The sequence below is a fragment of the Ancylobacter sp. G4_0304 genome, assembly GCF_047501495.1.
GTDB lineage: Bacteria > Pseudomonadota > Alphaproteobacteria > Rhizobiales > Xanthobacteraceae > Ancylobacter.
Genome location: NZ_JAZDRM010000003.1, coordinates 159,065 through 171,194 on the forward strand (window position 1 = coordinate 159,065; position 12,130 = coordinate 171,194).

General features: G+C 66.2%; 7 protein-coding genes and 1 pseudogene. 4 read left to right on the plus strand and 4 right to left on the minus strand.

Going from position 1 to position 12,130, the window contains the following annotated elements; genetic code table 11:
• Nucleotides 1-28 precede the first annotated feature (28 nt).
• Nucleotides 29-3,850 (plus strand): VWA domain-containing protein, encoded by a 3,822-nt coding sequence (locus VRZ77_RS03135; protein ID WP_414591253.1) that lies wholly within the window; start codon nucleotides 29-31, stop codon nucleotides 3,848-3,850.
• Between the two features lie 15 nt (nucleotides 3,851-3,865).
• On the opposite strand, the gene VRZ77_RS03140 is transcribed toward VRZ77_RS03135, so the two are convergent.
• Complete coding sequence (locus VRZ77_RS03140) at nucleotides 3,866-4,123, minus strand: sulfurtransferase TusA family protein (RefSeq protein WP_414591254.1); 258 nt, start codon at nucleotides 4,121-4,123, stop codon at nucleotides 3,866-3,868.
• A gap of 204 nt (nucleotides 4,124-4,327) precedes the next feature.
• On the opposite strand from VRZ77_RS03140, the gene mobB reads away from it, so the two are divergent.
• Nucleotides 4,328-4,855, plus strand: coding sequence for a molybdopterin-guanine dinucleotide biosynthesis protein B (gene mobB / locus VRZ77_RS03145; RefSeq protein ID WP_414591255.1), 528 nt, complete (start codon nucleotides 4,328-4,330; stop codon nucleotides 4,853-4,855).
• Between the two features lie 58 nt (nucleotides 4,856-4,913).
• Here mobB and mobA read toward each other — a convergent pair whose 3' ends face one another.
• The 3 genes from mobA to recG form a co-directional block, all read right to left on the minus strand.
• Nucleotides 4,914-5,528: a molybdenum cofactor guanylyltransferase MobA gene (gene mobA, locus VRZ77_RS03150; RefSeq protein ID WP_414591282.1), complete on the minus strand. Its 615-nt coding sequence runs from the start codon at nucleotides 5,526-5,528 to the stop codon at nucleotides 4,914-4,916.
• On the minus strand, nucleotides 5,528-5,872 hold the full coding sequence (locus VRZ77_RS03155; protein ID WP_414591256.1) for a YbaN family protein: 345 nt from the start codon (nucleotides 5,870-5,872) through the stop codon (nucleotides 5,528-5,530). Before VRZ77_RS03155 ends, mobA begins: the two co-directional genes overlap by 1 nt.
• Nucleotides 5,873-5,975: 103 nt before the next feature.
• Nucleotides 5,976-8,060 (minus strand): ATP-dependent DNA helicase RecG, encoded by a 2,085-nt coding sequence (gene recG / locus VRZ77_RS03160; protein WP_414591283.1) that lies wholly within the window; start codon nucleotides 8,058-8,060, stop codon nucleotides 5,976-5,978.
• Between the two features lie 151 nt (nucleotides 8,061-8,211).
• On the opposite strand from recG, the gene VRZ77_RS03165 reads away from it, so the two are divergent.
• Nucleotides 8,212-8,508, plus strand: coding sequence for a succinate dehydrogenase assembly factor 2 (locus VRZ77_RS03165; RefSeq protein WP_414591257.1), 297 nt, complete (start codon nucleotides 8,212-8,214; stop codon nucleotides 8,506-8,508).
• Nucleotides 8,505-11,996, plus strand: a pseudogene (mfd, locus tag VRZ77_RS03170) (transcription-repair coupling factor); the annotation flags it as partial. The gene VRZ77_RS03165 and the pseudogene mfd, both read left to right, overlap by 4 nt.
• Nucleotides 11,997-12,130: the final 134 nt, after the last annotated feature.

The following is a 12,130-nucleotide window of genomic DNA, read 5'->3' on the forward strand; positions in this document are numbered from 1 at the left end:
TATCATCAACATACGTTGGATTGGACATATGACCGCATCGCTGATCGACACACGAGGTTTTCTCTGGGACTTCACGAATTACGGTACGGTTTCGAACGGCACTTCCGATGCCTTTGATGGGGCCGCCAATCTGACCATTGGCGACGGCGTCCGCAGCCAGTCGTTCAGCCCCCATATTTCGTATCTTGAGAATGGCGATCGCGAGCATGTCGTCCCCGGCTATACGCCGATCCTCGACGTCGCCGTCGTGCGCAAAGGCTATGTTCCGAGCAGCGGAGCTGCCTATGCCCGGTTCACCGAATTCCTGACCAACACCACATCGTCGACCATTACTCGCACGCTCACCCTGTCGACCAATCTCGGCAGCGATGGTTCGACCCGCATCCTGTCGACCTCCTCGGGCGATACGACGTTCTCGACGGGCGACAACTGGATTGTGACGGATGATGCAACGAGCGGCGGCGGTGATCCGGCGGTGCTGCATCTCTTCAGCATCAATGGTGCCGCGCTCAGGCCTTCCAACGTCAGCCTGAGTGGAGACAACCTGACCTACAGCTTCAACGTCACGCTCAGGCCGGGAGAAACCAAGGCCTTCGTGCATTTCATGGCGCAGAGCCATGATCTGTCTCAGCTGACCTCGATCGCCACCGCCCTGACAAGCAACATCTCGGCCCATCTCGCAACCGCAATGACGTCGGCCGAGGTGTCTCAGGTTGCCAATGTGGCGTCGATATATTCCAGCTCGGTGTCGGTGTCGGCTCTGCCGAGCCAATATTCCGATCTCGAACTGATTGGAGGCGCGCCGATCTTCGGTGTTGGCAACGGCTATGCCAATACAATCTATGGAAACAACGCCGCCAATCTCCTCAAGGGCGTCGGCGGTAATGATACGCTCTATGGCCGCGGCGGCGACGATCGCTTGTATGGCGGTGTCGGCAACGACACGCTGGATGGCGGTCCAGGCGACGACGTGCTGGCGGGGGAAGCCGGCTTCGACACCGCCAGTTACGGCTCGGCAACCGCGGGCGTTTCCGTCTCGCTGGATATCGCCGGCTGGCAGGACACGGTTGGTGCCGGCATTGATCTCCTTTCGTCGATCGAGAATCTGTCCGGTTCGCGCTTCGATGACCGATTGACCGGCAATGGAAATGCCAACACGCTGACCGGCGCGAGTGGAAACGATACGCTGATTGGAGGTGGCGGCGCTGACACGCTTGTCGGCGGTTCCGGCAATGACACCGCGTCGTACGAGAACGCCCGTGCCGGCGTGCGCGCAAGCCTTACCTCGCCGGGGATCAACACGAACGATGCCCGCGGCGACGTCTATTCCTCGATCGAAAACCTCGCAGGTTCGGCTCATGCCGACACGCTCACGGGCAATGCCCTCGCGAACACGCTGCGCGGCCTCGGCGGTGACGACGTGCTCTCCGGTGCCGGCGGCAATGACCGGCTGTTAGGTGGCTACGGAAAGGATAAGCTCTTCGGAGGCGATGGAAACGACGAACTCCATGGCGATGTCGGCAGTGGCCTCGTCACAACCAGTGCAACGACAACCATTCCCTCGACCGGGGAGCAGCTTTCCGTCAGTCTGACGTTGCCGGACGCTTCCAGCAGTTCCGCCGTGCCCGTGACCGGCTTCGTTTCGCGTACGCCCATCACCAGCACCCAATTCAACATCGCCTTCGTGATCGACGTATCGGGCAGCACGGCCGACACCTTTTCGGGCGACGTGACCATCGGCGATCGCAATGGCGACGGGGTATTCAACACCATTCTCGACGCCGAGATCGCCGCCTTCGAGGCGCTGCTCGCCGGGATCACGGCTCAGATCGGCGCCGAGAATCTGAACATTGCCGTCATCCCTTTCGAATCGAATGCCTTGATCGATTATTCCGGTAACGCTGCCTATGACAGCAACGGCAATGGTGTGAGCAACGTCGTCGAAAGCCTGCGCTCGCTGGATGAGCTCGGGGGAACCGATTTCGAGGCGGGACTGCAGCAGACCATCAACTTTTTCAATCGTACGACGGAAGGCCAGAACCTCGTCTTCTTCCTTTCGGACGGCGGCAATAATGAAGGCGGCACCATCACCGACGAAGTGAGCAGCCTGATCTCGAAGAATGGCATCGCAGCGACGGTGAAATCATTCGGCGTCGGCCGTTACGCGGTCGAGCGTGATCTCGATCTGGTCGATGATGGGCTGTCCAACAATTCGGTCGACATCGTCCTCGATCCCTCCGACCTCTCAAGCGTATTGATCGATCCTGGCATCAGCAAGTCGGACGTGCGTTCTGTCGAGCTGTTCGTCAACGGCACGCTTACAACCACGCTCACGGGCAACCAGCTCACCGCGACCCCACTGGGGCTGCGCTTTTCGTTCAGCACGGTGCTGCACGGTCTCACGATCGGCGCCGATGACATTGTCACGGTTCGGGTAACGGCCAGCGATCCTGCCAACACCAGCGTGACATCGTCGCAAATCGTCGAAGAGGCCCGATTCTTCGACAGCGCTGACCTCGTCTTCGGCGGCAATGGCGACGATCTGATATGGGGCGGCGGTGGTGATGACCAGCTCTATGGCGACGCCGGCAACGACTTCATGAGCGGCGAAGCCGGCAACGACTGGATCGACGGCGGCGCCGGCGCCGACCGGATGGATGGCGGCCTCGGCAACGACACCTTCATCGTCGACAACGCCGGTGATCGGGTGAACGAAAATCTGAGCGAGGGCGTCGATACGGTACGCGCGTCCGTCAGCCACGCCCTGTCGGCCTATGTCGAGAATCTCATCCTGACCGGCTCGGCGAATCTGGTCGGCTGGGGCACCCATCTCAACAACAAGATGTATGGCAACAACGGCGCCAACATTCTCAAGGCGTTCGGGGGCAACGACATTCTGGACGGGCGCGCCGGCGCCGACACCATGGAGGGCGGCACCGGCAATGACACCTACATCGTCGACAACCTCGGCGATCGCGTGGTCGAGCAATGGGGCCAAGGCGTCGACGCCATACGCTCCTCGGTAAGCTACGCCCTGCCCGATAATGTTGAAACGCTCGTCCTGACCGGTGCGGCGCGGATTAGTGGTTGGGGAACCGACTTCAGCAACAAGCTGGTCGGCAACAGTGCGGCCAATACGCTCAAGGCGTTCGACGGCGACGACATATTGAACGGCGGCGGCGGTGCCGATACGATGTATGGCGGTGCCGACAACGACGTCTACGTGGTCGACAATACCGGCGACCGGGTGATCGAACTGCGTGGTGAAGGCCTGGACGTGGTCCAGTCCTCAATCAGCTACGTGCTCGCCAATTTTGTCGAGAACCTCACGCTCACCGGAACCGCCGCCATCAATGGTTGGGGCAACCACCTCGATAATTTCCTGCTGGGCAACGGCGCCGCGAATAGCCTGTCGGGTGGGGGCGGTAACGACACGCTCAATGGAGGCGCCGGCGATGACCGGCTTTACGGTGGAGCGGGCGACGACCGGATGTTCGGTGGGATCGGCGCGGACAAGCTGTTCGGTGAGGCCGGCAAGGACACGTTCATCTTCCGCTCCATCGCGGATTCAACGGTGGGCCTCGCGGGTCGAGATACCATCGCCGGCTTCGACGGCGCGGGTGGGGATCGCATCGATCTCACCGGGATCGACGCCAATGTGAATCTGGGGGGCGATCAGGCGTTCAACTTCATCGGCACACAGAATTTCACCCACCATGCGGGTGAGCTGCGCTACTATAAGAATAGTTCAGGCTCCTTCGTGCTCGCTGATGTCAACGGCGATGGCGGCGCGGATTTTTCCATCCACCTCTCCCAGGTGACGCTGCTGAAGGATTATTTCCTGCTGTAGCGGGTACTGGTGGCCTCACATCTTGCGGATATGAAACACCAGCCGGTCGTCCAGGCGTTCCTGGCCGACCAGCGTGTTGCCGGTCTCGCGCACCATGTGGGGAATGTCGATCACCGCCATCGGGTCGGTACATTCCACGGTGAGGCGAAGGCCCGGCGCGGCGCGCTCCAGCGCGCGGCGGGTCAGCAGCGCCGGGAGCGGGCATTTCAGGCCCCGGAGGTCGAGCGTCTGTGCCTCGTCGGTCGGCGGATTTTGCGGCGGGTCGTCGTTCATGGCGGATCTTGGTTCATGGCGGATCTTGGTTCATGGCCGGGGCTCCTGCGGTCGCAATAGGCCCGGCCGCGCCGCTCGCGCAAGCAAAAGCCGGATCGGGACAAGTTGGAAGCCCGATCGGGCGATGGCGGGCGGCGGCTTGACAGGGCCGCCCCGCCATCCGATGTGCCGGTCACGCCATCCATCCTCGAAGGAGACGCGGCTATGAGGCTCATCGGCTTTGCCGGCTGGAGCGGGGTGGGCAAGACCACCCTGCTGGCGCAGCTCATCCCCGCGCTGGTGGCGCGCGGTTTGCGGGTGTCGACCGTCAAGCACGCCCACCACAATTTCGATGTCGACAAGCCGGGCAAGGATTCCCACACCCATCGCCTCGCGGGCGCGACCGAAGTGCTGATTTCCTCCGCCAATCGCTGGGCGCTGATGCACGAGCTGCGCGGCGCACCGGAGCCGGAGCTGCCGGAGCTGCTGGCGCATCTGTCCCATGTCGATCTGGTGCTGGTGGAAGGCTTCAAGCGCGACCATCACCCCAAGATCGAGATTCACCGTGCCGAGGTCGGCAAGCCGTTGCTCTATCCTGAGGACGCCCACATCATCGCCATCGCCTCGGATGCCGCGCTGCCGGACGCGCCGCTGCCGGTGATCGACCTCAACGATATCGCCGCCATCGCCGATCTGGTCGAGGCGCATGCCGCGCCGGTAACCGCCATCGAGTGGCGGCAGGCGGGTGATTAGGGCATTTTCGAGCGAAGCGGATTCCGGTTCGCGTGAAGAAAATGCGTGAAATCAACGACTAGCCCGCACCGTCCGCCAGCATCCGCTCCGCCTGCGCCAGGTCCTCGGGGGTGTTGACGTTGAAGAACGGGTCTGCGGGCGCCGCCGGCCATTCCACCGTGACAGCGCCGACCGCGGCGGCGAAGCGGCCGACGCGGTGCTCGGCCTCGTCCACCAGAGCGGTGCGCAGCCGCTCGCGCAGCGTGACCTCCCACAGGCCGACCACCGGATGGCTCCGCCCGCCCGAGGCGGCGATGGCGGCGGTGCTACCATGGGCAACGCAGGCCTGAAGCAGCCGTGCCGCGAGGTCGTCCGGCAGGAACGGGCAGTCGGCCGGCACCGTGAGCAGATACCGGACCTCCGGCCGGTGGCGCGCGGCGTGGTCGAGCCCGGCGAGCAGGCCGGCAAGCGGGCCGGGCGCGTCGGGCAGCGTATCGGGAACGACGGTGAGCGCGAGCCCGAAGCGCGCGGCATCGCCATTGGCGTTCAGCACGAGCCCACTCACCTGAGGCGCGACGCGCGCCACCACCGCGCCGAGCACCGTGCCCGCTCCCAGTGGCCGGAGTGCCTTGTCGCCGCCGCCCATGCGGCGCGACAGCCCGCCCGCGAGGATGAGGCCGACCGGCTTGTCCATCACGCGGGCGGCCGGGTGAGCAGATAGGCGGCGCAGGCCAGCATCACCAGCCCTGCGGGGATCAGCCCGGCAGGCGGCACCCCGGTATAAACCATCAGACCGAAGCTGAGGGCCATGCTTCCCGTCGCGACGAGCTGCGCCCAGCGCGGCACCGCGCCCCGCTCGCGCCAGCGCACCACGGAAGGCCCCAGCCGGGGATGGGCAAGCAGCCAGGCCTCGAAGCGCGGGGAGGAGCGTGAGAACAGCCAGGCGGCGAGGATGAGGAAGACGGTGCCCGGCAGTCCGGGCAGGATGATGCCGGCAACGCCGATGCCGACGCACAGCCAGCCAAGCGCGAACATCATCCAGCGCAGGGGTGACGTAGCGTAAGAAATGCGGCGGGGTTTATCGTCCGTCGGGTTCATTACCATCGCAGGGTAAAGTCGTTCCATCGTCGTGACGCAATAATCAGCCGGCGCTCAGGAGCTTCACGGCGATGTCTCGCTCGAAGATATGTAGCAAAGTCCGCAGGGCCGCTCCACGTTCCCCGATCAGGTCGGAATCATTCTGAACGATATCTAGGGCCTCGGCGCGGGCGCGCTCCAGAAGGTCGCCATGGACATCGAGCCGCGCGAGGCGAAAGCCGGGAAAGCCGCTCTGACGCGTGCCGAGAACATCGCCTTCGCCGCGCAGCTTGAGGTCTTGTTCGGCGAGGAAGAACCCGTCCTCGGAGCTGCGCAGCGCCTGCAGGCGTTCGCGCGCGATCTCGCCAAGCGGGCGGCGATAGACCAGCAGGCAGATCGAGGCCTCCGAGCCGCGCCCCACGCGCCCGCGCAACTGGTGCAGCTGGGCGAGGCCGAAGCGCTCGGCATGCTCGATCACGATGATGGTGGCCTCCGGCACGTCCATGCCGACCTCGACCACGGTGGTCGCGACGAGAAGCTGGGTCTCGCCGGCGGCGAAGGCGGCCATGGCGGCGTCCTTCTGCGCGCCCTTCATCTTGCCATGGATCAGCCCCACCTTGTCGCCGAACCAGTGGCGCAGTTCCTCGAAGCGCGCCTCGGCGGCGGCGAGGTCCGAACTTTCCGATTCCTCGACCAGCGGGCAGATCCAGTAGGCACGCCGCCCCTCTGCCAGCGCATGGGCAAGGCGCTGGACCACCTCGTCGAGCCGGTCGGAGGGAATGGTGCGGGTGTCGATCGGTTTGCGCCCGGCCGGCTTCTCGCGCAGCTCGCTGGAATCCATGTCGCCGAAATAGGTGAGCACCAGCGTGCGCGGGATCGGGGTCGCGGTCATCACCAGCACGTCCACCGCCTCACCCTTGGCGGCGAGGGCGAGGCGCTGGTGCACGCCGAAGCGGTGCTGCTCGTCGACGAGGGCGAGGGCGAGGTCATGGAACTCCACGCCCTCCTGAAACAGGGCATGGGTGCCGATGATCAGGTCGATCTCACCCGCCTTGAGGGCGGCAAGCACCATCTCCCGCGCGCGACCCTTCTCGCGCCCGGTCAGCAGCGCGACGCGCAGGCCGGCGGCGGCGGCGATCTTCTCGACCGTCTTCATGTGCTGGCGCGCGAGGATTTCGGTCGGTGCCATCAGCGCGGCCTGCCGCCCGGCCTCGATCACGGTGGCGCTCGCCAGAAGCGCGACCACGGTCTTGCCGGAGCCGACATCGCCCTGAAGCAGCCGCAGCATCCGGTGGGGCGAGGCGATGTCGGATCGGATCGCCTTGAGCGCCTCGACCTGCGAGGAGGTGAGGGCGAAGGGCAGCGCCTCCTCGATCCGCCGCGACAGCCGGCCATCGCCGACGCTCGGCCGGCCTGCCAGATGAACGGTGCGGGCGCGCACCAGAGCGAGGGTGAGCTGGCTCGCCAGCAATTCGTCATAGGCCAGCCGTCGCCAGCCCGAACCGGCGGGGCTGGCGTCGATCGGCTCGCGCGGATGGTGGATGCGCGCGAGCGCGGCATGGAAGCCTGGCAGACCGGCGGCATCGGCGCGCCATTCTGGCAGTTCCGGCGCCCGCGCCAGCGCGGCTTCGACCGCGCGGCGGACATGGCCCTGACCGATACCTTCCACCAAGGGATAGATCGGCTCGATTGCCGGCAGCTTGGCGAGGCCAGCCTCATCGACCACCCGGTCCGGATGAACCATCTGCGCGGCGCCGTCATAGAGCGTCAGGGTGCCGGAGACATAGCGGGTCTCGCCGACGGGCATCAGACGCTCGATCCACCCGCCATCGGCACTGAACCAGGCGAGGGTGATATCGCCGCTTTCGTCATGGGCGAAGACACGGTGCGGGGTGCGGGCGCCGCGCGGGGTCGGTACATGGCGGTCGACATGGAGCTTGAGCGTCACCACCGTGTCGGGCAGCGCTTCGGCAATGGTCGGACGGGCGCGGCGGTCGATGGTGGAGGAGGGCAGGTGCAGCAGGATGTCCAGCACCCGCGCGCCCTCGGGACGGCCGAGCAGCCGGTTGAACGGGCGCGCGAGCTTGGGACCGATGCCGGGAAGGCTCTCGATCGATGCGAAATACGGGTTGAGGATGTCGGGACGCAGGGAGCCGGTTGCCATGGTGCGGGGCAAGGTGGACGAAGCGTGTCGCCTGCGCAATCCGCGCAGCACGCATTCCCCCGCAAGGCATGACAGGGCGCCCATGTCGCGCTAAAAGCCGCTTCCTTCGCTATAGGGCGATCCACGAGGTCCTCTCATGACCGGAACGACACGTTCGAGCGCGGGCCTTGACCCCCGCCGCCGCCGCATCCTCTATCGCTCCTGGCATCGCGGGACGCGGGAGATGGACCTGTTGATGGGCCGCTTCGCGGACGCGCTGATTTCCGAGCTTTCCGAAGAGGATGTCGCCGATTTCGAGAAGCTGATCGAGGTCGAGGACCCCGACCTGTTCGGCTGGATCAATACCGGCGTGCCCGATCCCGCGTTCGATACTCCCATCTTCCACCGTTTCCGGCTGTTCCACCTGTCCGGCGAGGGCGTTCCCGAAATATGACGATCTCGCTTTCCCGGCTGGGCGCGCTGCTGGCGCCCGGCAAGACGCTGACCCTCGCCAACGTGCCGCCCGGCATGCAGGGTCTGGTGATCGCCGACCTCGCCCGTACCCTCGCGGCGCAGGACAAGGCGCCATGGCCGACGCTGATCGTGGTCTGCCGCGACACCGAGCGCATGGCGGAGCTGGAGCGGGCGCTCGACTTCTTCGCCCCCGGCGTGGAGGTGCTGGCGCTGCCTGCCTGGGACTGCCTGCCCTATGACCGCGCCTCGCCCAACGGCGCCATCGTCGCCCGCCGCATGACCACGCTCGCCCGTCTCGCGCGGGTGAAGGGCCGCGAGGGCGGCTCGATCGTGCTGACCACGGTCAACGCCGCGCTCCAGCGCGTGCCCTCGCGCGCCCTGATCGCGACCCAGTCCTTTTCCGCCGCGCCGGGCAATGCGCTCTCGCTGGACGAGATCGTCGGCTGGGGCGAGGTGAACGGCTTCCTGCGCACGCCGACCGTGCGCGACACCGGCGAATATGCCGTGCGCGGTGGCATCGTCGACCTGTTTCCGCCGGGACTGCCGGCGCCGGTGCGGCTCGACTTCTTCGGCGACACGCTGGAATCGATCCGCTCCTTCGATCCCGAGACCCAGCGCACCGCTACGCAGATGCGCGCGCTGGACCTCGTGCCGATGAGCGAATTGCAGCTCACCACCGAGACCATGCGCCGCTTCCGCATGGCCTATGTCGCGCAATTCGGCGCCGCCCAGCGCGGCGACCTGCTGTACGAGGCCGTGAGCGAGGGCCGGCGCTATCCCGGCATGGAGCACTGGCTGCCGCTGTTCAATGACGGGCTCGACACGCTGTTCGACTACGCGCCCGGCGCACCAATCCTGATGGAGGCGCAGACCACCGACGCCGCCAAGGAACGGCTGGAGCAGATCGCGGATTATTACGAGGCACGGCGCGAGGCGCTGGAGCAGGGCGGGCAGTCCTCGCCCTACAAGCCGCTGCCGCCCGACGCGCTGTACCTCACAAGCGCGGAATGGGAGGCGCGGCTCGCGGCGGCTTCCAATGTCGCGCTGTCGCCTTTCGCGCTGCCGGAATCGAAGACGGTGCTCGACCTCGACGGCCGCCCGGCGCGCTCCTTCGCCCCCGAGCGGGCCGATCCCGAGGCGTCGCTGTTCGACGTGGCGGTGGAGTACCTGCGCGAGGTCGCCAAGAAGAAGCGCACCATTCTCGCCGCGTGGTCGGACGGTTCGCGCGACCGCCTCGCCACCGTGCTCGCCGATCACGGCCTCAAGGGCACGCAGACGGTGGGCACGCGCGACGCCGCCGACACGCTGCCCAAGGGCACCATCGGCCTCGCCGTGCTCGGCATCGAGAGCGGGTTCGAGACCGACGGCCTCGTCGTGATCGGCGAGCAGGACATTCTCGGCGACCGCCTCGTGCGCCCCAAGCGCAAGGCGCGCCGGCCGCAGGACGTGATTGCCGAGCTGACCTCGCTCACCGCCGGCGACCTTGTGGTGCATGTCGACCACGGCATCGGCCGTTTCATCGGGCTGAAGACCATCGAGGCGATGGGCGCGCCGCACGACTGCCTCGAAATCCACTATGCGGAAGGCTCCAAGCTGTTCCTGCCGGTGGAGAACCTCGAACTGCTGTCGCGCTACGGCTCCGAAGACACCGAGGCGCAGCTCGACCGGCTGGGCGGCGGCGGCTGGCAGGCGCGCAAGGCGCGGATGAAGAGCCGCATCCGCGAGATGGCGGCCGAGCTGATCAAGATCGCCGCGCAGCGCCAGCTCCACGAGGCGCCGCGCCTCGTGCCAGCGGCGGGACTGTACGACGAATTCCGCGCGCGCTTCCCCTATGAGGAGACCGAGGACCAGGAGGCCGCGATCGAGGCGGTGTTCGACGATCTCGGCTCCGGTCACCCGATGGACCGCCTCGTCTGCGGCGATGTCGGCTTCGGCAAGACCGAAGTCGCCCTGAGAGCGGCCTTCGCGGTGGCGCTGAACGGCAAGCAGGTGGCGGTGGTGGTGCCGACGACGCTGTTGGCCCGCCAGCACTTCAAGACGTTTTCCGAGCGCTTCAAGGGCCTTCCGGTCGAGGTGCGCCAGCTTTCGCGTCTCGTCTCCGGCAAGGAGATGAGCGAGACCCGCAAGGGGCTGGCCGACGGTACGGTCGATATCGTGGTCGGCACCCACGCCGTGCTCGGCAAGCAGGTGTCGTTCAAGGACCTTGGCATCGTCATCGTGGACGAGGAGCAGCATTTCGGCGTCGGCCATAAGGAGCGCCTCAAGCAGCTCCGCGCCGATGTCCACGTGCTGACCCTTACCGCGACGCCGATCCCGCGCACGCTCCAGCTCGCCATGACCGGCGTGCGCGAGCTGTCGCTGATCGCGAGCCCGCCAGTGGATCGCCTCGCGGTGCGCACCTTCGTGACGCCGTTCGATCCGCTCATCGTGCGCGAGGCGCTGCTGCGCGAGCGTTACCGCGGCGGTCAGAGTTTCTATGTCTGCCCGCGCATCGAGGACCTCGCCGAGGTCAAAGACTTCCTCGACAAGTCGGTGCCGGAGGTGCGTGTCACCGTCGCCCACGGACAGATGGCGCCGACGCAGCTCGAAGAGATCATGTCCGCCTTCTATGACGGGCAGTTCGACGTGCTGCTGTCGACCACCATCGTGGAATCCGGCCTCGACATCCCGACCGCGAACACGCTGATCATCCACCGTGCCGACATGTTCGGCCTCGCCCAGCTCTACCAGCTGCGCGGGCGCGTCGGCCGTTCCAAGACCCGCGCTTATGCCATCTTCACCCTGCCGGCGGAAAAGCAGGTGACGGCGCAGGCGGAGCGGCGGCTGAAGGTGCTGCAATCACTGGATTCGCTCGGGGCCGGCTTCCAGCTTGCCAGCCACGACCTCGACATTCGCGGCGCCGGCAATCTGCTAGGCGACGAACAGTCCGGCCACATCAAGGAGGTCGGCTACGAGCTGTATCAGGAGATGCTGGAGGAGGCGATCGCCAACCTCAAGGCCGGCATCACCGCCCCGGTCGCCGACAAATGGTCGCCTCAGATCTCCATCGGCATGCCGGTGCTGATCCCCGAGGACTATGTGGCGGACCTGCATGTCCGCCTCACGCTCTATCGCCGTCTCGCCGAGATGGAGACCGACGAGGATATCGGCCAGATCGGCGCCGAGCTGGTAGACCGTTTCGGAACGCTGCCTGAAGAGGTCGAGCAACTGCTCAAGCTGGTCGCCATCAAGGCGCTGTGCCGGCGCGCCAATGTCGAGAAGGTGGACGCCGGCCCGCGCGGTGCGGTGATCACCTTCCGCGACAATCAGTTCCCGAACACGGCGGGGCTGGTGGGGTGGATCGGCCTACCGAACGTGGTGGCCAAGGTGCGCCCGGACCTGAAACTCGTGATCTCGGAGGACTGGCCGGACGCCGAAGCGCGGCTGAAGGGCACGGTGGCGCTGTTGAAGGATCTGGCGAAGCTCGCCGGGTTGAAGGGCACGCTCCCGGCCGATCAAAGCGTGTTCAACAAAGTGGCGTCGCCACCCCGGCCCGCGCCCGCCCCGGCGGTGCCGGCCAAGAAGTCCGGCGGTGCGTTTCGGCCCAGCGGATTCCGTCCCTC

Excerpts from the sequence above, each read along its gene's own strand:
- VRZ77_RS03140 (WP_414591254.1), bottom strand. The coding sequence starts at position 4,123 with ATGAACGACGACCCGCCGCAAAATCCGCCGACCGACGAGGCACAGACG.
- mobB (WP_414591255.1), top strand. The coding sequence starts at position 4,328 with ATGAGGCTCATCGGCTTTGCCGGCTGGAGCGGGGTGGGCAAGACCACC.
- VRZ77_RS03155 (WP_414591256.1), bottom strand. The coding sequence starts at position 5,872 with ATGATGTTCGCGCTTGGCTGGCTGTGCGTCGGCATCGGCGTTGCCGGC.
- VRZ77_RS03135 (WP_414591253.1), top strand. The coding sequence starts at position 29 with ATGACCGCATCGCTGATCGACACACGAGGTTTTCTCTGGGACTTCACG.
- VRZ77_RS03165 (WP_414591257.1), top strand. The coding sequence starts at position 8,212 with ATGACCGGAACGACACGTTCGAGCGCGGGCCTTGACCCCCGCCGCCGC.
- mobA (WP_414591282.1), bottom strand. The coding sequence starts at position 5,528 with ATGGACAAGCCGGTCGGCCTCATCCTCGCGGGCGGGCTGTCGCGCCGC.